Annotated in this window: 17 protein-coding genes and 1 pseudogene; 14 read left to right on the top strand and 4 right to left on the bottom strand. The window is 59.1% G+C overall.

What is annotated here, in order from left to right; all coding sequences use genetic code 11:
* The 6 genes from PA598K_RS31075 to PA598K_RS31050 all read left to right on the top strand — a co-directional run.
* A partial coding sequence (locus PA598K_RS31075; RefSeq protein ID WP_376739101.1) for a TetR family transcriptional regulator C-terminal domain-containing protein occupies positions 1-393 on the top strand: 393 nt, incomplete at its 5' end.
* Between the two features lie 198 nt (positions 394-591).
* Complete coding sequence (locus PA598K_RS31070) at positions 592-1,368, top strand: ABC transporter ATP-binding protein (protein ID WP_128660661.1); 777 nt, start codon at positions 592-594, stop codon at positions 1,366-1,368.
* A gap of 22 nt (positions 1,369-1,390) precedes the next feature.
* Positions 1,391-2,413 carry an aliphatic sulfonate ABC transporter substrate-binding protein gene (locus tag PA598K_RS31065; RefSeq protein ID WP_128660660.1) on the top strand — a complete coding sequence of 341 codons (1,023 nt, stop codon included), beginning with the start codon at positions 1,391-1,393 and terminating at the stop codon, positions 2,411-2,413.
* 128 nt (positions 2,414-2,541) lie between these two features.
* Positions 2,542-3,282, top strand: a complete 741-nt coding sequence (locus PA598K_RS31060; RefSeq protein ID WP_376739103.1) for an ABC transporter permease — start codon at positions 2,542-2,544, stop codon at positions 3,280-3,282.
* The gene (locus PA598K_RS31055) at positions 3,282-4,127 is read left to right on the top strand and encodes an ABC transporter permease (RefSeq protein WP_128660658.1); all 846 of its coding nucleotides are present in this window, start codon (positions 3,282-3,284) and stop codon (positions 4,125-4,127) included. Before PA598K_RS31060 ends, PA598K_RS31055 begins: the two co-directional genes overlap by 1 nt.
* A gap of 11 nt (positions 4,128-4,138) precedes the next feature.
* Complete coding sequence (locus PA598K_RS31050) at positions 4,139-5,506, top strand: LLM class flavin-dependent oxidoreductase (RefSeq protein ID WP_128660657.1); 1,368 nt, start codon at positions 4,139-4,141, stop codon at positions 5,504-5,506.
* 87 nt (positions 5,507-5,593) lie between these two features.
* On the opposite strand, the gene PA598K_RS31045 is transcribed toward PA598K_RS31050, so the two are convergent.
* From PA598K_RS31045 to PA598K_RS31035, 3 genes are all read right to left on the bottom strand, one after another.
* Positions 5,594-6,499, bottom strand: coding sequence for a DUF6612 family protein (locus PA598K_RS31045; RefSeq protein WP_128660656.1), 906 nt, complete (start codon positions 6,497-6,499; stop codon positions 5,594-5,596).
* A gap of 306 nt (positions 6,500-6,805) precedes the next feature.
* Complete coding sequence (locus PA598K_RS31040; protein WP_128660655.1) at positions 6,806-7,504, bottom strand: oxidoreductase; 699 nt, start codon at positions 7,502-7,504, stop codon at positions 6,806-6,808.
* A gap of 4 nt (positions 7,505-7,508) precedes the next feature.
* A complete protein-coding gene (locus tag PA598K_RS31035; protein ID WP_128660654.1) occupies positions 7,509-8,285 on the bottom strand; it encodes a helix-turn-helix transcriptional regulator in 777 nt (258 codons plus the stop codon).
* 261 nt (positions 8,286-8,546) lie between these two features.
* On the opposite strand from PA598K_RS31035, the gene PA598K_RS31030 reads away from it, so the two are divergent.
* The 6 genes from PA598K_RS31030 (at position 8,547) to PA598K_RS31005 (ending at position 17,225) form a co-directional block, all read left to right on the top strand.
* Positions 8,547-9,707, top strand: coding sequence for a Gfo/Idh/MocA family protein (locus PA598K_RS31030; RefSeq protein ID WP_128660653.1), 1,161 nt, complete (start codon positions 8,547-8,549; stop codon positions 9,705-9,707).
* 285 nt (positions 9,708-9,992) lie between these two features.
* Positions 9,993-11,558 (top strand): response regulator transcription factor, encoded by a 1,566-nt coding sequence (locus PA598K_RS31025; protein ID WP_128660652.1) that lies wholly within the window; start codon positions 9,993-9,995, stop codon positions 11,556-11,558.
* A gap of 14 nt (positions 11,559-11,572) precedes the next feature.
* Positions 11,573-13,315 carry a sensor histidine kinase gene (locus PA598K_RS31020; protein ID WP_128660651.1) on the top strand — a complete coding sequence of 581 codons (1,743 nt, stop codon included), beginning with the start codon at positions 11,573-11,575 and terminating at the stop codon, positions 13,313-13,315.
* 126 nt (positions 13,316-13,441) lie between these two features.
* Complete coding sequence (locus PA598K_RS31015; RefSeq protein ID WP_128660650.1) at positions 13,442-15,124, top strand: ABC transporter substrate-binding protein; 1,683 nt, start codon at positions 13,442-13,444, stop codon at positions 15,122-15,124.
* A 164-nt stretch (positions 15,125-15,288) separates the two neighbouring features.
* A complete protein-coding gene (locus PA598K_RS31010) occupies positions 15,289-16,197 on the top strand; it encodes an ABC transporter permease (protein ID WP_376739102.1) in 909 nt (302 codons plus the stop codon).
* 107 nt (positions 16,198-16,304) lie between these two features.
* The gene (locus tag PA598K_RS31005) at positions 16,305-17,225 is read left to right on the top strand and encodes a carbohydrate ABC transporter permease (protein ID WP_128660648.1); all 921 of its coding nucleotides are present in this window, start codon (positions 16,305-16,307) and stop codon (positions 17,223-17,225) included.
* A 192-nt stretch (positions 17,226-17,417) separates the two neighbouring features.
* Here PA598K_RS31005 and PA598K_RS31000 read toward each other — a convergent pair whose 3' ends face one another.
* On the bottom strand, positions 17,418-18,182 hold the full coding sequence (locus tag PA598K_RS31000) for a helix-turn-helix transcriptional regulator (protein ID WP_128660647.1): 765 nt from the start codon (positions 18,180-18,182) through the stop codon (positions 17,418-17,420).
* 142 nt (positions 18,183-18,324) lie between these two features.
* Here PA598K_RS31000 and PA598K_RS30995 point away from each other — a divergent pair, with 142 nt between their 5' ends.
* Both PA598K_RS30995 and PA598K_RS36685 read left to right on the top strand, forming a co-directional pair.
* On the top strand, positions 18,325-20,652 hold the full coding sequence (locus PA598K_RS30995) for a beta-L-arabinofuranosidase domain-containing protein (protein WP_128660646.1): 2,328 nt from the start codon (positions 18,325-18,327) through the stop codon (positions 20,650-20,652).
* A gap of 77 nt (positions 20,653-20,729) precedes the next feature.
* A pseudogene (locus tag PA598K_RS36685) lies at positions 20,730-21,334 on the top strand (helicase SNF); the annotation flags it as partial.

Here is a 21,334-nt window from a genome sequence, read left to right as displayed (position 1 = left end):
GCCAAGCTGCGGGCGCTCGTGTCGTCATGGCTGTCGATTCGGGTGAACTGGGCGTTCACCATCCTGATGCATACCGCGAGGCTGTCCGAGTCGACGCCGCCGGAGATCAAGCAGGCGATCACCGATCGGTTTACCGCCAATCTGGAGCCGGTGGCGAGCATCATGCGTCAGGGCATCCGTGAAGGAACAGTGATCGACGAGGATCCGATGCAGCTGGCTTTCTACTTCGTTAGTCTTATCCAAGGCTTGACGATGCAGCGTCCGCCGTCGTATGAGGTGCCGATCGAGACGGATATCGAGACGCTGCTCCGCTTGTTCGAGGCTACATCGACGACGAAGCGGCCCGCCAGGCGATCATCTCGAATCGCTTCCAAAAACAGCCTCGAAAAATAGATTGACAAACCTGTGATTCATGTTGCAAAATAAGTTTCATAACAAACCGAATATCGATTCAATTTGTTGTAACAACGTCTCGAAATCGACCAGACAACTGGAGATTTAACGTGATGGCCTGCGTTAAGTCTTTTATTTTGTCCCATAAACCAAGTAAACAGGTTTGTATGATTAGAATTAGAGAGGGAGGGCTTGCAGATGAGTCAGGATTGGTTGCGAGTGCAAGGGCTCAACCGGGTATTCCCGGCGCCGTCGGGGGACATCGTCGCCTTGCGCAACATCGATCTGCGAGTCGGCGAAGGCCAACTGGTGACGATCATCGGTCCCAGCGGCTGCGGCAAAAGCACGTTGCTGAAGATTATCGCCGGGCTGGATACCGGCTATGAGGGGCAAGTGCTCCTAAACGGCGCGCCAATCGCCGGACCCAGCATCGAGAAGGGCGTTATCTTCCAGGAGCCTCGGCTGTTCCCGTGGCTGACGGTAGAGAAAAATATCGCGGCCAATCTGCCCTTGCGTCGTCCGGAGGTGCGCAAGCGCGTCGACGAACTGATCGAGCTGGTGCGGCTGCAAGGCTTCGAGCGGGCCTATCCCCGCGAGCTGTCGGGCGGCATGGCGCAGCGGGTAGCGATCGCGCGGGCGCTGCTTCGCAACCCGGCCGTCCTGCTGCTCGATGAGCCGTTCGGCGCGCTGGATGCCTTCACTAGGGCGCATATGCAGGAGGTGCTGCTGGACATCTGGCAGCGCAACGGCACGACGATGCTGCTCGTCACCCATGATCTGGACGAAGCGGTGTTCCTCGGCGAGAGAGTCGTCGTCATGAACCCGCGGCCTGGGCAGATCAGCAGCATCCAGACGATCGACCTGCCTTTTCCGCGCAAGCGGGCGTCCTCGTCCTTTCAGGAGATGCGGCGCATCGTGCTAAGCGAGTTCGAGAAAGTCGAAGGTCCCGCGATCGATGCGGGAGCAGGCATTTAACAACCTTAAGGAGAGATCAGAGATGAAGAACTGGCGTTGGCTGGCAGGGGCAGGATTAGTGGCATTAACTGTAGTGTTGGGCGGCTGCGCTGCGGGCAATGCGAAGGAGCAGCCGGGCGCGAGCGGTGCAGAGGGCGCGAACGAGACGTCCTACGAGGGCGTAACGGTGCGCATCGGCTATCAGGGCAGCGGCGGATTGTACGGCAAGATCATCGAGGAGAAGTGGTTCGAGGAGGAGTACGACAAGCTGGGCGTAGCCGTCGAATACGCGGAGTTCCAGAGCGGACCGCCGATGACCGAAGCGATCGCGTCGAACCGCCTCGACTTTGCAGGGCTTGGCAATATGCCGATCATTGCCGCCCAGGCGGCAGGCATCGAATTCAAGGTCATCTCGCAGGCGCTGGACGGCAAAAACAACGTTGCGATCATCGTCCCCAAGGACAGCGCAATCCAGTCCATCGACGACCTGCGGGGCAAGAAGGTAGCTGTGGCCAAAGGCAGCAACGCCTACAACTTCCTCTATCTCGGTCTGGACGGGGCGGGCGTGGACGCTTCGGAGCTGGAGATTATCCAACTGCAGCCGGATGAAGCGCAACCCGCCTTCGAGACAGGCCGCGTAGACGCCTGGGCGACCTGGGACCCGAATATTACGCTTAATGTGCTGCAGGACAAGGGCCGCGTGCTGGCCGACGGCGAGCAGCTCGGCGTGTTGTCGCCGTCGTTTTATATCGCCCGCAAGGCGTTCGCAGACGATTATCCGGAGTTGGTGAAGATCTATCTGAAGGTGCTGGACAAGGCGCTGGCATGGGAGAACGACAACCATCAGGAGGCGATCGAGCGTTACGCTGCGGAGCGCAATGTGCCGCCTGCGGTCATCGAAGCCGTCTTCGCCAGGTCCAAATCGATCAGCATCCCGGTCTCGGACGAGATCATAGCGCAGCATCAGCAGACTGCGGACTTCCAGTACGAGATCGGCTCGATCCGCAAGCAGATCGATGTGTCCGAGGTGTTCGACAACCAGTATATCGAGTCGATCCGCAACTAATCAGCGAAACGGAGGCATAGCCCATGCAGCAAGTCGAAACGAGAAAGGCCGTACTAGCCAAGCCGAAGCCGCGGGCGAGGCGCGACGGTCGTCTGTCGCTGCGCGCAGTCAACGCGCTGCTGGGGCTGATGCTGCCAGTGGCGCTGCTCGTCACATGGCAGGGAGCAGGCCTGCTCGGGCTGCTCAATCCGACGCTGCTGCCTACGCCGCTCGCCATCCTCCAAGAGCTCATCGACCTGACGCGCTCCGGGGAGCTGCTGGGGCATCTGCGCATCTCCGGCTGGCGCGCGCTGCTCGGCTTCCTGCTTGGCGGCAGCCTGGGGCTCGCGGCAGGCTTGTGGGTGGGCTTCTCATACAAGGCGGAGCGTCTGCTCGATCCGTCGCTGCAGATGCTGCGGACGCTGCCGCATCTGGCGGTGGCGCCGCTTTTCATCCTGTGGTTCGGGTTCGACGAGACCTCCAAGATTTTGTTGATCGCCAAGGGCGCGTTTTTCCCGATGTATGTCAACACGTTTCTGGGCATCCGCTCGGTGGACAACAAGCTGTTCGATGTAGCGGAGGTGCTACAATTCAGTCGGTGGCAGCTGACGATCAAGCTGCTGCTGCCCGGGGCGCTGCCCAATCTGTTCCTCGGCTTGCGGCTGTCGCTTGGCGTCGCCTGGCTTGGCCTCGTCGTCGCGGAGATGATGGGCTCGAGCTCAGGCATCGGCTATCTGATCAACGATGCCCGCTATTTCTCGCTCACCACCGTTGTTTTCGTCGGCATTATCGTGTTTGCGGTATTCGGCAAGCTGACCGACTCGCTCGTGAAGCTGCTGGAGCGGCGGCTGCTGCGCTGGCAGGACAGCTACAAGGGAGGCGATCTCTGATGCGTAGACATCACGCAGGGACAGTCCGCAGGAGCGGGCTGGACCGGCTGCCCGCCTGGCTTCACGGCTGGCTGGTGCCGCTCCTCGTCCTGCTGCTCTGGCAGCTCGTCAGCAGCGCCGATCTGCTCTCCGACACCTTGCTGCCGTCGCCGCTGCAGATTGTGCAAGCCTTCGCGGCGCTGCTCGTCAGCGGCGAGCTGGCGCGGCATCTGGGCATCAGCATGTACCGGGCCTTGCTCGGCTTTGCGCTCGGCGGAGCGCTCGGACTGCTCATCGGCATCTCCAGCGGACTGGGCAAGCTCGTCGAGAAGACGCTCGACCCGACGCTGCAGATGCTGCGCACCGTGCCGCTGCTGGCGGTCATCCCGCTGTTCATCCTCTGGTTCGGGATCGGTGAGTTTTCCAAGGTACTGCTCATTTCGGCCGGTACGTTTTTTCCGATCTATCTGAACACCTTTCTCGGCATCCGCAGCGTTGATGTCAAGCTGTATCAGGTGTCCCGAATCCTGGAGTATACGCGGCTGCAACAGATTACAGGGCTGATCCTGCCAGCCGCCCTGCCCAATATTTTGCTCGGCGTCCGGCTCTCGCTTGGCGTCTCCTGGCTATTGCTGGTCGTCGCCGAGATGATGGGTACGAGCGCCGGCGTAGGCTACATGATCCAGGATGCGCGGGCTTACTCCGAGACGGCGGTTGTTTTCGTCGGGATTATTTTATTCGCGCTGGTCGGCAAGCTGTCCGACTCGGCCGTTCGCAGACTGGAGCGGAGCTGGCTTCGCTGGCGGGACACGTATAAGGGGCAGGAGCATGCGCCGACGAATGGACGTGCTTCATCTCATTCTTAGGAGGGTTCACCATGACCACACGGCACGATCAGCTTCATTTGGGAGCTTTCATCTATTATGCCGGCCATCATCATGCCGGCTGGCGCCACCCCGCTTCGGCAGCGGAGCGGATGTTCGACATCGGGCTGTATCGCGAGCTCGCCCGCACGGCGGAGCGCGGCAAGTTCGACATGATCTTCTTCGCCGATCTGCTCTACGCGACCAATGTCGACCGGGCGGCGGCGGGCATGCTGGAGCCGCTCACGCTGCTGGCGGCGCTGTCGGCGGCGACGGAGCGGATCGGACTGACCGCTACCGTATCGACGACCTACAACGAGCCGTTTAACGTCGCCCGCAAGTTCGCCACACTCGATCATATTAGCGGCGGTCGCGCAGGCTGGAATATCGTCACCTCGCAGCTCGACATCGAGGCTCACAACTACGGGCGAGAGGCGCATCCGGAGCATGGACTGCGTTATGAGATGGCTCGCGAGTTCGTCGAGGCGGTCACCCGCCTGTGGGACAGCTGGGCGGATGACGCGCTGGTCCTCGATCGCGGGCAGGGGCGGTTCGCCGATGCGTCGAAGGTTCAGCCTGCCGACTATGAGGGACGATGGTACAAGACGAAGGGACCGCTTAATGTGCCGCGCCCGCCCCAGGGCTATCCGGTGCTCATCCAGGCCGGTTCGTCCGAGCCGGGGATGGACTTCGCGGCGATGACCGGCGAGGTCGTGTTTACCGCACAGCAGTCGCTTGAGGCGGCACAGTCGTTTTACCGGCGGCTGCAGGACCGGCCCGCTGCCGCTGGCCGGCAGCCCGGCAGTCTGAAGATCATGCCGGGGCTCTCGCCGGTGCTCGGCTCGACGGAAGCGGAGGCGCGTCGGGCGTATGCCGATCTGCAGGAGCTGATCCCGCACGAGGATATCCGGGCGTTCCTGTCGGCGTTCCTCCATGTCGATCTGAGCGGCTGCTCGCTGGAGGAGGAGCTGCCGGACATCCCCGATCCGGTCCAGGCCTCCAACGGTATGAAGAGCCGGGTGCAGCTCATCATGGAGATGGCTCGCCGCGAGCGGCTGTCGATGCTCGAGCTGGGCCGACGCGTGCTGGGCGCGCGCGGACATCTGCAGTTCGTCGGGACGCCGGAGCAGCTGGCCGATCTGATGGAGCAGTGGTTCCAAGGCTACGGTTGCGACGGCTTCAACATCATGCCGCCGGTACTGCCGGGCGGTCTGGATGAGTTCGTCGACCAGGTCGTGCCGATCCTGCAGCAGCGCGGACTGTTCCGCCGCGAGTACAGCGGCGCTACGCTGCGCGAGCATCTGGGTCTGACACGGCCGGAGCCCGGCTACTTCCCGGCGAGAGCCGTACCGCCTCAGGCGGCGCTTGCAGACAGAGGATAACAGAACAGAGGATAACAGAGCGAGGCCCTCTCCCGACTCGGGGAGAGGGCCTCGCGATTTGGATCGGACAGCTTGGAGCTGCGGTGTTTAGCCGCCCATCGGCGCTGCGTTCAGCGCTTCTTCAGGGACGGTAATTTCCTTGATTTCATTGTACTTGGAGTAGCTGGATTTCATCGTCGTGTCCATGTTCATGCTCATGGTATCCTGCTTCATCTCCATGACCATCTCGATATCCATCGTTACCGGCAGATAATCGGACTTGCGAACCGTGTAGACGATCGTCATCTTGTCGATGTTCATATTGTCGAGCGTGTCCCCCATACTGGCATCGGCTCCGCCTGCGCTGCCCAGGATATCCTTGGAGACTTCCTTGACGCCATCGCCGGATACGTCAGCGGTCAGCACATAGTTGTCGCCATCTTCGGTAACGGTCGTTTCATTCATGATGCTATTGAAGTATTCCAGTTGCTTTTCAGGGTTTGCCTGTTCGTTGACCTTGGCCATAATTTCCTCAGACATCGAGGTAGGCATTTGCATCCATTGGTCTGCAGATTTCATATAGATGCCTTCCTGCGTAATGTATTGGGTGACTTCTTGCTTTTGTCCCATCATATCGATCGTCATTTCTTGATAGGCTGTCATCGGATCGGTGATGACTTCCGATTTGACCAGCATGTTCACGTTCTGGTCCTGCTTCTCGCCGTCGATATCCATCGACATCTTTTGTGCCGTCTCCATGTCCATCGCGTAGCTCTTCAGGTCGTTCATCGCTGCAGCGATGTTTTTGAGCAAGTCTTCGGCTGCCGGCACATCGCCGTTATTTTTCGCTGGCTCTTCCTTCGCTGGCTCTTCCGATCCTTCTGCATTCGTGCCCCCGTTGTTCGTTACGTTGCTGCCGCCGGCCGTATCGTTTGGCGCGTCCTTGCCGCCTCCGCATGCCGCCAGCAAGCCAGCCAGCATCGCGATCATGAGTACCATGGATAATTTTTTCAAGATTGTTTCCTCCCACTGTGTTCTCTGTGTAGTTTTTATTTGGCAAGTAAATTTTGGCTTTCAACCTTAGTTGCCGCCATCTACCAAAACCCGCTTCGGCTTCTTATTATTCCATGATTCGACATGGTTAGTCATGATGACCAGGTCACAAAGTTTTGTGTCCTTGGTCGCTGTTTTTGGCCGCATCCGGCACATGTATCCATTAACCCGGATCTGTCTAGGTCAAACATCCCGGGTCTGTGAAGAGCGGAAAAAATTGAAAAACCCCGCGCGCCGGGAGCAGCGTGCGGGGTTCGGTGTTAGCTGTCAGCACGTACCGGAGGCGCGTGAGGCGATCGCATCGGATGACAAAATCTCCAGCGCGGGGCCGGGCTGGCGAGCCGAGCGGAGCATCGCCGCAGCGACGACGCGTCCCTCGATTGCCTTGTACTTGGCGAGCGGTCCGACCATCAGCGCGCCGAGCGGCCGCGCCAGCAGACTGGCGATATGCTCGCCCGGCCTCCGTTCGGCGCGCTCGCCGAGCAGCAGGGAGGGGCGGAGGATGACGAGGCGGGGCAGCTCGAGCGCGATCAGGTCGCGTTCTGTCTCGCCTTTGACGCGGCTGTAAAAGATCCGCGAGTCGGCCGCCGCGCCCATCGCCGTCACGATGAGGAAGCAGGATGCGCCGTGACGCTTGGCGAGACGACCGAGCTGGAGCGGATAGACATAATCAACCTGGCGGAAGGTCTGCTGGCTGCCGGCTTGCTTGATCGTCGTGCCGAGCGCGCAGTAGACGTCGGCATCCCGCAGCAGCTCCGGCTCGAGCTCCTCCTCGAGCCGGTCAAAAGCGATGCGGCGTATGTCCAGTCTCGGGTGGGTCAGATCCAGCTCGCGCCGTACGACGGCGATGACGCGGGCATATGCAGGATGGTCCAGCAGTTGACGCAGGAGCTCTCGACCGACGAGGCCGGTAGCGCCGATGACCAAGGCTGTCGCCCCCATGACAGGAGCAGGATGCGGGTTCATCGTTTCACTCTCCTTTGCGGATGATGGTAGCGGCTCCGGCATGACCGCGATTGCGGTACTCGCTCGGCGCGACGCCGAGATATCGCTTGAAGCGTGCGCTGAAGTAATACGGGTCGCTGAATCCGGAGCGCTCCGCGGCTTCGCCGACGCTATATTCGCCGCTCATGAGGAGGGCTGCGGCCTTGTTCAGCCGCACCCGGCTGATATAGTCGGCGAGGGTACAGCCCTCGATCCGCTTGAACAGCGCGCCGCAATAGACGGGGTGAAGCTGCGTCAGCTCAGCCAGCTGCCGTACGGACAGCGGCTCGTCGTAATGCTCGGCGACATGCCGCTTGATGCGCTCGACATGCGCGTTGCCGGGACGCGACTCGTCCTCGTAGAGCAGCTTGTGCAGCAGCAAGGCGAACAGCGCCTGGCACTTTAACTGGTAGCCGCTGCGGCGTTGCAGCCATTCGTAATTAAGCTCGCGACACAGCGTCTCGAACGGCTCCAGCGTCCGTCCGGCGATCTGCACCGGGAGCGGCAGCTCGCCGTCCAGCTGAAAGTCGAGCGCGGCGCAGCGCATGCCGCTGGTCGTCGCATAGCGGTCGCTGCCAGCGCGGATGTAGAGGATATCGCCGCCGCGCACGCGCAGCGGCTCGCCGTCGACGAGATAGTCGGCCTCGCCCTCGAGGACGAAGGTGAGCGAGTGGAACGGGATCGCTTGGCTGGCCAGCTGCCAGCCGGGCGTGCAGGATTTGACGACAAAGTAGGTCAGCAGCGGCCGGATCGGATCATGCACAGGCGCTTCCTCCTTTCAGGCGGACCAGTAAGGGTAGGCCGGCAAGGGCAGGCCCTCATTTGCTCCAGTATAGCAAGCGCCTGGAAGGAAGGCCAGACGGCAACGCTGCGGTAACTGGCATCGTGGAGACGTTGACGATCTCAACGGATGGCCTGTCCGATCTTTAATCTGCACAAATGAGCTGTAATCGTCGCATTCAAGCTGCTGTCGACCCGATGCTATAATGAGGGCGATACTGTGACCTATGGGAGGCGTAAACTTATGATCCATGTAGCGATTATCGGAGCCGGCAACATCTCTTCGGCTCATATCCGGGCATACCAGGCATTCCCCGATCGATGCAAGGTCGTCGCCATCGTCGACATCCAGCCAGGCAAGGCGGCGGCCAGCGCGGCGTCGCATGGCCTCGATGCGGAGGCGCTGGAGAGTTATGAAGCGTTGCTGGGCCGCGACGATATCGGGCTGGTCAGCATCTGCACGCCGCCGTTCACCCATGCCGAGTTGGCCGAGGCCATGCTGCGGGACGGCAAGCATGTGCTGGTGGAAAAGCCGATGGCAGCTTCGCTGGCGGAGTGCGATCGGATGATCCGCGCGGCGCAGGAGAGCGGCAAGGTGTTGTCGGTGGTGGCGCAGAACCGGTTCCGCGATCCGATCATGCAGCTCAAGCAGCTGCTCGATGACGGCAAGATCGGCCGTGTCGTCCATGCTCAAGTCGACTCGTACTGGTGGCGCGGCCATTGCTATTACGACCTGTGGTGGCGCGGCCTGTGGGCCAAGGAGGGCGGCGGGCCGACGCTTAACCATGCTGTGCACCATATCGATATGCTGGGGTGGATGATGGGCTTGCCGGCCAAAGTATCGGCCATGCTCAGCAACGCCGCGCACGACAACGCCGAGGTCGAGGACATCTCGGTTGCCGCGCTGCAATACCCCGGTGGCGCGATGGCCCAGGTGACCAGCTCGGTCATCCATCACGGCGAGGAGCAGCAGATCGTCTTCCAGGGCGAGCGGGCTCGCATCTCCGCGCCTTGGAAGGTTTACGCCTCGCGCTCGCTCGACAACGGCTTCCCCGAGCGCAACTCCGATCTGGAGGCGGAGCTGGAGCTGGATCGGGCCGGGCTGCAGACGCTGGAGCATACTGGTCACAAGGGCCAGATCGACGATGTGCTGACGGCCATCGAGACAGGACGCGAGCCGCTGGTGACCGGAGAGAGCGGGCGGATGACGCTGGAGCTGATCACGGCGATCTACAAGGCCGGCTTCGAGGAGCGGACCGTCGAGCTGCCGATCGCAGCCGACGATCCGTGCTACACGGCCGAGGGCATCGTCGCACGAGCGCCTCGCTTCTATGCCAAGACGGCTGCCGTGCAGGAGCTCGGCGCGGGGCTGGACATTACGACAGGCAGCGACTACCGCTCCTGAGGGCGCCGCCGCACATGCCGCGTTCATCCTGATGGCTCGCAGGTGCGCCGACTGCGCATGGCCAACAGATCTTCATAGCATGACCAGCACCGCGTCCGCAGAGGATCGGTGCTTTTTTGAGTCGATTCGTTAGCGTCGACCCGCCGGATAACGCGCCAAAAAAAATGCGTCCTCCCGTTGCATCGTATATAATGCTGTGTAGTTGCTATCATATCAACGCATGTCAGGCATCGCGGGCTGAGGACGTAAGCTCGCTTGTATATTCGGAATGAGGAGGCAGGCATCATGCACAAAGTATTGATCGTCGACGACGAGCTGTTCGTCCGCAAAGGGTTGATCAATCTGATGGACTGGGCTTCGCTGCAATTCGAGATCTGCGGAGAGGCGGAGAATGGCCAGCAGGCGCTCGAGATGATCGAGCAGCTCGAGCCGGATCTGGTCATCGTCGATATCCGTATGCCCGTACTGGACGGCCTGGAGCTGATCCGCCAGGTGAAGGCGGAGGCAGAGCATCAGCCGCTGTTCGTCATCCTGAGCGGTTACCCGGATTTCTCATATGCCCAACAGGCATTCCGCTACAATGTAGCCGACTATATCCTGAAGCCGGTGGACGAGCAGGAGCTGAAGGCGACGCTCAAGAAGCTGTCCGGCACGCTAAATCAGAAGCGGCTGCTCTCGATTACGCCAGAGAAGCCGCTCGTCGAGACGGTCGTCGAGAGCTTGCTGCAGACCGAGCCGGGCGAGCCGGTGATGGAGCAGATCGCCCGCACCTTCGAGCTGCCGCGCGCCTCCTCTTACGCTTATGTCATCCTCGAGGTGCAGGATCAGCAGCCGCAGGGGGAGGAGGGCTATCTGAGCGCGCTCCGGTCAGCGCTGCAGCAGCAGCTTCGTCAGGAGGACAAGCCGCTGCTGCTCCATGTACGCACGTACAGTCAGTATGGCCTGATCGTGCCGCAGCTATGGCTAAGCGAGCAAGGCGAGGCGGATCGGGAAGACTATGCGAGGCTGCGGCAAGCGTTGCAGCGCGAGAGCGGGCAGCCGGTCGCGCTGTTCGTCGGACGAACGGTAGGCGAGCTGCAGCAGATCTCGAGCTCCGGAGCATCGGCGGAGGAGAGTCTGAATTATCGATTCAGCGAGCAAGCCGACGGCGTCTTCCTGGCGGACGAACTGCTGCAGATGCCCCTGTACTACTTTGATGTGGACGAGGAGCTGCACAGCAAGCTGATCTATACGATCGAGTCCAATCGGCAGACGGACTACACCGAGGCGACGGACGCGATCTTCCAAGCGTTCCGGGAGCGTCACTTCGCCCCGGGGGCCGTCACCAACACGGTGCGCCGCTGCATGATCGCCGTCATCAATATCATCCGCCAGCTCGAGGGCGATGAGAACGACCTGCGCTCGCTGCAGGAGCTGCTCAACTGGCAGACCAAATATCGCAATCTCGGTCAGCTGCGGGAGGTGTTCCTGCAGTTCATCGGCGAGGCGGCGGCGTATATGGCCTACAAGCGGGGCGAGAAGGGCGAGAACAATATCGAAAAAGTGAAAAAATATATCGACGGCCATTTCCGCGAAAATATCTATCTCAAAGGAATCGCCGCCGACTTCTATATGAACCCCGTCTATCTGGGCCAACTGTTTCGCAAGCAGTACGGCATGTACTTCAATGAGTATCTGCTGTCGCTGCGAATCGAGGAGGCGAAGCGGCTGCTGCGCCAGACGAAGAAGAAAATGTACGAAATCGCCGAGCTGGTAGGGTTCCAGAATGCGGATTACTTCGCTACCCAGTTCGAAAAACTGGAAAATATGACGCCAACCGATTATCGCAACAAAATGATCGGCAAAAACTAAGGAGGCCGCCAGTCGTGTTTAACTTTCGCCTGCACCATCTGAAGCTTCGCAACAAGCTGATCTTCATCTACATCGTCTGCGTGTTCGCGCCGATCGTCCTTACCAATGTGATGTTCTATCAAGTGACGACGAACAATATCAAAAACCAGAAGACAGCCGACGCGCAGCGTGCGGTGGCGCAATTGCAGGCCGAGCTGGGGGCGGTCATCGACGACGCGGCGGGCATCTCCTATCTGTACTCCGTCGACAAGCTGCTGAGCGACCATCTCAACACCAATCATCTGACGCATGACCAGTATATCGAATCGCTGAACAGCATCTCGACGCTATTCAACCGCTCGGACAAGGAATACAAGACGATCAGCTCCGTCCTGATCATGAGCGACAACCCGTCGATCCTCGATTCGGGCTACATCGTCCGGCTCGACGACACGATGCGCAGCAGCGACTGGTATCACCGGGTCGAGGACTTCAACAACACGTATCCCCATCTGTATGTGACGGCCGACAGCATCAGCGTCATCCAGAAGCTGTACGACCGTCGACTGCAGCCGTATGAGCATATTATGAAGATTGACTTGAACATGTCGCATATCCGCCAATTGTTCGAGCTGTCGAGCTTCGAGGGCGACATCTATCTGCTCGATCCCGAGGGGGAGGCGAGGTATGGTCAGCTGGCCGGAGGCGAGCGCAGCCCGCTCGTCGCGGACGGGATGCTCGCGCGGGAGGGGATCCCTTTGCCGGACAAGGCGATCGTCATCGACAAGTCGTATCAGAACAACCGCTACCTCGCCAACTGGACTGTGTACGGCGTGCTCGATGAAGAGAAGATCCTCTACGATGTCCGCCAGTCGGGCCAGTTTGTCCTCTGGTTCGCCGGGATCAACTTCCTCGTGCCGACGATCGTCATCATCATCATCTCCCGTTCGATCCATAGCCGGATTCAGAACATCCTGAGGCATATGAAGTCGGTCAAAGGCAAAAACTTTGAACGCATCCCTTATCATCGGGAGCGCGACGAGGTCGGCGAGCTGGCGGTCGAATTCAACCGGATGAGCGAGCGGATCGAAAACCTCATCCATGACGTGTACGAGGCGGAGATTCAGAAGAAGGAGCTGGAGCTGCGCCAGCGGCAAGCGCAGCTGCATGCGCTGCATAGCCAGATCAACCCGCATTTCCTGTTCAATGCCCTCGAGACGATCCGCATGCGCAGCCTGATGAAGGGGGAGACGCAGACGGCCAAGACGATCCACAATATGGCGCGGATCTTCCGCAAGTCGATTCTGTGGAAGCGCAGCTTCGTGACGATCCGCGAGGAGCTGGAGCTGATGGAGAGCTTCCTGGAGATTCAGAAGTACCGCTTCGACACGAAGCTGGAATATCACATCGAGGTCGACCAGTCGCTGCTGGAGATCGAGATTCCGAAAATGACCTTTTTGCCGTTCGTGGAAAACGCGAGCATCCACGGTATCGAAAATATACCGGGCATCGGCTACATCACGATTCAGATCGCCCAGGAGGGCGGCCAGATCGTGTTCGTCATCGCAGACAACGGCGTGGGCATGGAGCGCGACAAGATCAACGAGCTGTACAATTATTTCGACGAGGCGGCGGCGATGGGCGATTCGATCGGTATGAAAAACGTCCTGACGCGGCTGGGTATCTGTTATGGCGACTCGTTCAGCTTCACGATCTCCAGCAACCCGGGCAACGGTACCCGGATCATGCTGCGGCTGCCGATGGACCCGAAAAAGTAAAGTTCTCCCGGATATGTTCTTAATTATTCAAAGACCGTTCTAAGGTTTGACGGATAACAATGCTGCGCGGTTTCTTCTATACTGAAAGTGTTTTCAACAACTGGTCTATAGAAAGGGGAAACGGCAATGCGCAAGAAACAGTGGTTGACCTCTAGCCTGGCGGTACTGACGGCTGCGACAGTCCTGCTGGCTGGCTGCTCCAACGATTCGGGAGGAGAAAAGCCCAACCAGAGCGGAGGCGCCAATGGCGAAGTAAGCACGGAACCGGTGACCTTCACTTATTTTGGCTTCGGCAACAACAAGGACGTACTCGCCAGCGAGACGACGATCGGCAAAGCGCTGCAAGAACAGACAGGCGTCGATTGGAAAATGGAATTCGTCGTTGGCGACGGGGCAACCAAGTCGGGCGTTATGATCGCCGGCGGCGATTATCCCGATGTCATCTCCCCGGTAGGCGAGCTGCCCAAGCTGCTCGATGCCGGCGCGCTCATCCCGCTCAACGATCTGATCGAGGAGCATGCTCCGAACATCAAGCGGGTGTACGGCGACTATATGAACAAAATTACGCATGAGGATGGCAATATCTACATCCTGCCCTATACGGCCAATATCGGCGGCTATACTAGCGATCCGGACGCATCGAGTACATTCTGGATCCAACGCCGCGTGCTCAAGGAGTTCGGCTACCCGGAAGTGAAAACGCTTGACCAGTACTTCGAGCTGATCGAAAAATACCAAGCGAAATATCCTACGGTAGAGGGCAAAGACACCATCGGCTTCCTGACCTTCGCAGGCACGGCCGGCGAGTTCTTCACCATCACCAACCAGCCGATGCATCTGGCCGGCTATCCGAACGACGGCAACGTGCTCGTCGATCTGGAGACGAATGAAGCGAAGCTTTACATGGGCACGGACTACGAGAAACAATGGCTGTCTGCGCTCAACAAGATGAACAGCAAGGGCCTGGTCGATCCGGAAACCTTCACAGCGAACAAAGACCAATATCTGGCCAAGCTGACCTCCGGCCGCGTACTCGGCTACGTCAACTACGCCTGGCAGGTTGGCGATGCGACGAACAACCTGAAGTCGGCTGGCAACGATGATCAGCGCTATGTGTCGCTGCCGATCGTATTCGACGAGAGCATAACGGATGCCTACATCGATCCGCCATCCTTCGTCAACAACCGCGGCCTCGGCATCTCGGTCAGCGCCGAGGATCCGGTGCGGATCATCAAGTACTGGGATAACCTGCTGACAGACGAGAATCAGAAGCTAGTGATGTGGGGCAAGGAAGGCGAGACGTATTCGGTCAACGAAGAGGGCCGGATGGTCATGAGCGAGGAGCAGCTGGCTAACCGCAACGACAACGAGTACAAGCGCAAATACGGTTGGGCGTACTTCGATTACGAATGGCCGCGCTATGGCGACAACTCGGTCTATGAGGACGGCAACGCGCACCGTGTCTTCAATCAGCCGGAGGTTGCGGCAGTCAACTATACCGAAGGCGACAAGACGCTTCTGGAAGCGTACGGCGCAGAAACGTTCTCCGGATTTTTCGCCGAGCCGGTCGAGCGTCCTTGGTACCCGGCCTGGAGTATCGAGAAGGAGCAAGGCTCGCCAGAGCAGATCTTCAACCAGAAGGCGGGCGACCTGATGCAGAAATTCTACCCTCGGATGGTGTTTGCAAGCGAAGCCGACTTTGAAAAGGTCTGGAACGAATACATCGCCGAGTTCAACAAGCTCGATGCCAAGGGCTTCGAGGAGTTCGTAACCAAGCGCGTAAAAGAGCGCGTCGCAGGCACCTGGTAATTCTCCGTTCGACACCAACATTTACAAAAGCGGGAAAAGTGAAGCTCCTTCACTTTTCCCTTCTAAACATGCCTCTAGAGAGATGAAAGTTAGCCGGAAGGGAGACGGAGCGGGTGGAGAAGCATGCGGGACAGATCGTAAGTTCGACTTCTGGCGGTTCGCGCCTGAAAGCTTTAATCAAGACGTTATCCAAACAAAAAATGCTCATGCTGATGTCATTGCCATTTCTTCTTTGGGTCATTGTATTTAAATATGTGCCGCTTTGGGGATGGACCATCGCGTTTCAAAAATTCAGACTGGCCCGGGATCTGTTCGATCAGACCTGGATCGGCCTGGACAACTTCAGATATCTATTCCAGGAACCGCAGTTTTATCTGGTGTTGCGCAACACGCTCGTCATGAGCAGCATCAACCTCGTCCTGGGATTTGTTACAGCCATCGTGCTGGCGCTGCTGCTCAATGAGCTGCGACGCGTATACTTCAAGCGGACGGTGCAGACGATCAGTTATTTGCCGCACTTTATCTCCTGGGTTGTGGCAGCGAACATCGTACAGACCGCGCTTGCGCCGGAGGGCATCGTCAATCTCCTGCTGCTGCAGATGAATATCATCGATAAGCCCATTCTTTTCCTGGGCGTCGGCGAGTATTTCTGGGGCATCCTGGGGGCCACGGAGGTATGGAAAAATGTCGGCTGGAACACGATTATCTACCTCGCCGCCATTACGTCCATCGATCCTGCGCAATACGAAGCGGCCGAGATGGATGGCGCCTCGCGACTGCGACGGATGTGGCATATTACACTGCCGGGTATGAAGCCGGTTATCGTGCTGCTCTTGATTATGAATCTGGGCCATATTTTGGAATCCGGGTTCGAAGCGCAGTATTTGCTCGGCAACGGCATGAACGTTGAATATTCGGAAAACCTTGACATATTCGTCCTGAAGTACGGGATGCAGATGAACAACTTTGGCCTCGCGACAGCGGCCGGGATGTTCAAAACGATCGTCAGCTTTATATTCCTGATTGCGGCCAACAATCTTGCCAAGCGCATGGGCGAGAGCAGATTGTACTAGGGCATGTCTGCATATACCGAGGACAGCGTTAGATGCCCCTGAGCGGGTGTGCAGACATGATCTTGCAGCATGGACCGTATTTCTTACAGCAAAGGAGGCCAGAGATTATGGCGCGAGCCAGTGCTTTTCGAACGTCCTCAATCGGCGACAAGCTATTCGACATCTTCAACATCGTCTTTATGGTTGTTTTGATGGTCGTTACACTTTATCCGTTCCTGAATATGTTCGCCCTCTCGTTCAACGACGCCAATGACTCCATCCGCGGCAGTATCCATATCTGGCCGCGCGAATGGACGCTTCGCAACTACGAGTACGTATTCAGCGAATCGAATGTATTCCACGCCACGTTAATTTCAATCCTGCGTACCGTCATCGGCACCATCGTCTCCGTATTTTGTACGGCGATGCTGGCCTATACGATCAGTCGTCCGGAGTACGCTCTGAAGAAGTTCGTCTCGATTACGTTCATCTTCACGATGTACTTCAGCGGCGGTCTGATCCCGAACTACTTGCTGATCAAGGAGCTGGGCATGACCAACAGCTTCTGGGTGTATATCATTCCCGGCATCATCGGCGTCTTTAACATGATCGTCATCCGCTCCTTTATCGAAGGCTTGCCGGAGGGCATTATGGAGTCGGCCAAGATGGACGGCGCCGGAGACTTCACGACGTTCACGCGGATCGTCATGCCGCTCACCGTGCCGGTGCTGGCGACCGTATCGCTGTTCGTGGCGGTCTTCCAGTGGAACTCGTGGTTCGACGTGTTCCTGTACAATTCCTCCAAGCCCGATCTGAGTACGTTGCAGTACGAGCTGATGAAGGTGCTATCCACCTCCAATACGACGACGAGCACCGGCGGCTCTGCTGCCGACGCCTATGCCAACGCGCAAGGCAATGTGACGATGGTGACGCCGACCTCGGTCCGCGCCACGATGACGATCGTCGCCAGTGTGCCGATCATTATCGTCTACCCGTTCCTGCAGAAGTATTTTGTCCAAGGGATGACGCTCGGCGGCGTCAAGGGCTGATCGGGCTTGCCCGAGGCCTGGCAGGGCAAGTGCCTGGTAGGGCATGGCATCATGAGGCTTTGTTAACAAGCAAAGAAGCAAGTAAACAAAGAAGCAAGTAAACAAACAAGCAAACATGCAAGCATGCAAAGAGGGCTGTTTCCTGCGATCCTGGCGGTCGCAAGAAACAGCCTTTTGGCCTTTGGCGGGCGATTAATTGTTCAGCGGCGTCGAGAACAGCCGGTGGCGATATTGGCTTGGCGTGACGCCCTCGTATTGCTTGAAGCGGCGGAGGAACAGCTTGTAGTCGGAAAAGCCGCAGGCCGCGGCGATTTCCTTGACGCTTTGGTGCGTGTTGAGCAGCAGCTGCCGGGCGCGATCCATCCGGCCGTTGAGGATATACGTTTTGAGGCCGACGCCTTTTTCGCGCTTCACCATCTTGGAGATGTACTCCTTGTTGAAGTTGAACGTCTCGGCGACCTTCTGCACATTGATCGGCTGATGCAGATGGATATCGATCCAGCGGCAGATCTGATCGACGGTCGCGTTGCGAGCCGTCTGCGGTCCGCCGAGCTGCCGCTTCAGCTCCGACAGCAGCAGGAGCAGGGCGGCGTCGGCTTCCTCGCTGCCGTAGCCGGACACATGCAGAAGCTGCTTGAATAGCTGCTGGACGCTGGCAGGTCTGCTGAGCGAGGCGTGCGAGGGCAGGCTGAGGAACGACTCGCTGTTCGTATGGAAATGCACCCAAAAAAAGCTGACCGGCCCCATACTCTTCGCATAGCCGAAATGGGTGCGTCCAGCCCGCAGCAGCAGCATGTCGTCGGCCTGGACGACATAACGCGCTTCATCCTCGGCGATGTACATCTCGCCTTCGAGCATCACGATAATCTCATAAGGCATGTCGCTTCGGCGCATGTGGCTCCAGTTGCCATCGGAGATGAATTTGCCGCATAGATAATGCTCCAGTCGTAGATTCATATAGACCGATTTATCCACCTTTTCTTAGATTAAGCGTCTCATTATTTTATAGGGTATCTGATAGGATGAAGGAAGACAAGAGGCAGGATGGAAGACTGAGCTTCCTCTGCCAAATCTGGATTCGAGAAGGAGACATGAACCGATGACACAAACGCATAAACGTTTTATCCCGCTCGCCGACGTCGAGCTAACGGACGGGATATTCAAGACTTCGCAAGCAACAGGGGAGCGTTATCTGCTCTCGCTGGACATCGACCGCTTCCTGGCGCCGTGCTGGGAGGCGCATGGCCTGGAGGGCAAAAAGTCGCGTTACGAGGGCTGGGAGGCTCGTTCCATTAGCGGTCATTCCCTGGGCCACTATCTGTCAGCGCTGTCCTTTGCTTATGCGGCTTCCGGCAACGAGACACTGAAAAGAACACTCGATTACGGCATCGGCGAGCTGGCGCGCATCCAGCGCGAAACCGGCAGCGGCTATATCGGCGGGCTGCCAGAGCAGGCGTTCACAGATGCGTTTGCCGGAAAAGCGAGCATCGGCGGCTTTAATATGGGCCAGTATTGGGTGCCTTGGTACAGCGTGCACAAAATCTACAAAGGGTTAATCGACGCTTACAGAATGACGGGCAACCTGGAGGCGCTGAAAACGGTCGACCAATTTGCGGCTTGGGCTACGGCAGGGTTGGCCACGATGACGGATGAAGCGCTGCAGGCGATGCTGCAGTGCGAGCATGGCGGGATGAACGAGGTGTTTGCCCAGCTCTATCGCATCACCGGCAAGCAGGAGTATCTGAGAACGGCGGAGCGTTTCACCCACAAGCTCGTCTTGGAGCCGTTGGAGCAGGAGCGGGATGAGCTGCAAGGCTTCCACGCCAATACGCAAATTCCGAAGGTGATCGGCGCGGCGGAGATTTATAACGCGGACCCGGGCCGGAGCGACTATCTGAGGGCGGCGCGTTATTTCTGGGATACGGTCGTCGGTCGGCGCTCCTATGCGTTTGGCGGGAGCAGCATCTCGGAGCATTTCGAGGCGGCGGGCATGGAGAGTCTGGGGATCAAGACAGCGGAGGCTTGCTTTACGTATAACATGCTCGACTTGACCCAGAAGCTGTTCGCTTGGGAGCCGCATAGCCGGTACATGGATTACTTCGAAAATGCGCTCTACAACCACATCCTCGGCACGCAAGACCCTTGCACCGGCCATAAAACGTATTTTACGTCGACGCTGCAAGGCCATTATCGCATCTACGGCGCGCATGACACGGCTTGGTGGTGCTGTACGGGGACGGGTATGGAGAATCCGGCCAAATACGGCGAAGCGATCTATATGGAGGATGAGGACAGTCTCTACGTTCACCTGTACATCGCTTCCCAGGCGACCTGGCGCTCGCGGGGACTGACGCTGAAACAGGAGACGCGCTTCCCGTACGAGGCCTCCTCGACGCTGACGGTCGTCAGCGGGGCAGCGCGCGCGAAGCTCAAGCTGCGGGTGCCGTCCTGGCTGGCCGGTGAGATGACGGTCACGCTCAGCGACGGCAGCCGTTATACGGCTGCGGAGGCCGGCTATCTGACGATCGAGCGGGAGTGGCGGGCGGGCGACGTTCTTACGGTGTCGCTGCCGATGGCGCTGCGCAAGTACGTCGCGCGCGATAGCGACAGCAAGATTGCTATTATGTACGGTCCTATCCTGCTCGCCGGACGATTCGGCGACGAGGGCTTGCCGGAGGATACGATCGTCGACGAGACGGCGCTCAATCCGGCGACGGCGGAGGTGCCGGTGCTGTGGACGGAGGAAGAGGACATCGCGCGCTGGATTACGCTGCTGGACGCCGAGACGCTGTCCTTCGCCATCAGCGAGCAGGTCGCATCGCATGGGAGACGTGTGGAGCTTGTGCCGTTCTATGCGATCCATCATGAGTTCTACAACATCTACTGGAGGCTCAATGACGCAGGCGATCCCTTCGTCAAGCGGCTCAACGACATCACGATCGACAGCGTGGAGCCGGACGGCCAGCAGGACGAGATCGGACATGGCTTGCAGGGCAATTGTATGGATAGCGTCTATCAGGGGACATTCACTGACAGCAGCAACCGGATGGTGATGTGGCGGCAAGCCTTCGGCGTGCCGGGTGCTTACTTCAGCTACCGTCTGGCCGTGGACGCGGCCGCTCCGAACTATTTGTGCGTATCCTATTGGGGAGGCGATCATGCCGGCTTCTGGCAGGAGCAGCGCCAGTATAACCGGACGTTCGCCATCGCCGTCGACGGGGAGGAGATTGCGGAGCAGACGATCCACTTCAACAGGAGCGGCGGCGTATTCTACGAAGCCTACCCGATCCCGCAGGGGCTGACCGCCGGCAAGGACAAGGTGACGGTAGCCTTCCGGGCGAGCGGCGAGCGCGGCTGCGCCGGTCGGGTCGCAGGCGTGCGCGTGACGAGCGCCATGCCGGAGCAGCCGGACGTCGGCATGGGCTGATACGAGCGGGTGTTCGGGGCGAGGGTGGCTGAGGTATGCTATAATGGCGATACTTCAACACAAAGGACGAGGTTACGATGAAGGTGAAGCTGACCCACCGCGACATCCGCTCGCTCTGCGGCCAGAGCGCCCAGCGCAAGGGAGAGGCGCTCGTGCGCGCCGGCAAGGTGACGGTAACGCTGCGGGAGATGGACGAGCAGCGCGAGGTGTACGAGGCCAGCGTGCGCGAGACTGGAAGCCTCCGGTTGACGGTGGAGCTGCGCGCCGACGGCAGCGTCGGGGCGGACTGCGCCTGCTCGCTCCACTTCAGGCATGATCAATATTGCAAGCATGTTGCGGCTGCGCTGCTGCAGCTCCTGGCGATCCGCGAGCGTATCGATGATCCGACAGAGGCGGAGGCGCCGCCGCAGACGACAGAGGAGGCGGGGCTGGTCAACCGGCTGCTCGATGCGTTCCGGTACGAGGCGCGACCGGCGAGCGGCGAGCGCGTCAGGATCGAGACGCGGCGCGAGCTGGCGGTCGAGTTCGTGATCGCTCCCTACACGGAGGGCAGTCGCAGCGGCCTGCTCGGCATCGAGCTGAGGGTCGGCGAGCAGAGCCGCTACGTCGTGCCGGATATTCGCGAGTTCCTGCGGCGCTACGAGCGGGGCGAGGCGTACGACTTCTCGCGCCGGTTCACGTA

It is taken from the genome of Paenibacillus sp. 598K (genome assembly GCF_003851045.1).
GTDB lineage: Bacteria > Bacillota > Bacilli > Paenibacillales > Paenibacillaceae > Paenibacillus_D.
Note: the sequence above shows the minus strand (reverse complement) of the source record. Positions and strands in the feature narration are given on the sequence as shown.

Excerpts from the sequence above, each read along its gene's own strand:
- PA598K_RS31070 (WP_128660661.1), top strand. The coding sequence starts at position 592 with ATGAGTCAGGATTGGTTGCGAGTGCAAGGGCTCAACCGGGTATTCCCG.
- PA598K_RS31065 (WP_128660660.1), top strand. The coding sequence starts at position 1,391 with ATGAAGAACTGGCGTTGGCTGGCAGGGGCAGGATTAGTGGCATTAACT.
- PA598K_RS31060 (WP_376739103.1), top strand. The coding sequence starts at position 2,542 with ATGCTGCCAGTGGCGCTGCTCGTCACATGGCAGGGAGCAGGCCTGCTC.
- PA598K_RS31055 (WP_128660658.1), top strand. The coding sequence starts at position 3,282 with ATGCGTAGACATCACGCAGGGACAGTCCGCAGGAGCGGGCTGGACCGG.
- PA598K_RS31050 (WP_128660657.1), top strand. The coding sequence starts at position 4,139 with ATGACCACACGGCACGATCAGCTTCATTTGGGAGCTTTCATCTATTAT.
- PA598K_RS31040 (WP_128660655.1), bottom strand. The coding sequence starts at position 7,504 with ATGAACCCGCATCCTGCTCCTGTCATGGGGGCGACAGCCTTGGTCATC.
- PA598K_RS31030 (WP_128660653.1), top strand. The coding sequence starts at position 8,547 with ATGATCCATGTAGCGATTATCGGAGCCGGCAACATCTCTTCGGCTCAT.
- PA598K_RS31025 (WP_128660652.1), top strand. The coding sequence starts at position 9,993 with ATGCACAAAGTATTGATCGTCGACGACGAGCTGTTCGTCCGCAAAGGG.
- PA598K_RS31015 (WP_128660650.1), top strand. The coding sequence starts at position 13,442 with ATGCGCAAGAAACAGTGGTTGACCTCTAGCCTGGCGGTACTGACGGCT.
- PA598K_RS31005 (WP_128660648.1), top strand. The coding sequence starts at position 16,305 with ATGGCGCGAGCCAGTGCTTTTCGAACGTCCTCAATCGGCGACAAGCTA.
- PA598K_RS31000 (WP_128660647.1), bottom strand. The coding sequence starts at position 18,182 with ATGAATCTACGACTGGAGCATTATCTATGCGGCAAATTCATCTCCGAT.
- PA598K_RS30995 (WP_128660646.1), top strand. The coding sequence starts at position 18,325 with ATGACACAAACGCATAAACGTTTTATCCCGCTCGCCGACGTCGAGCTA.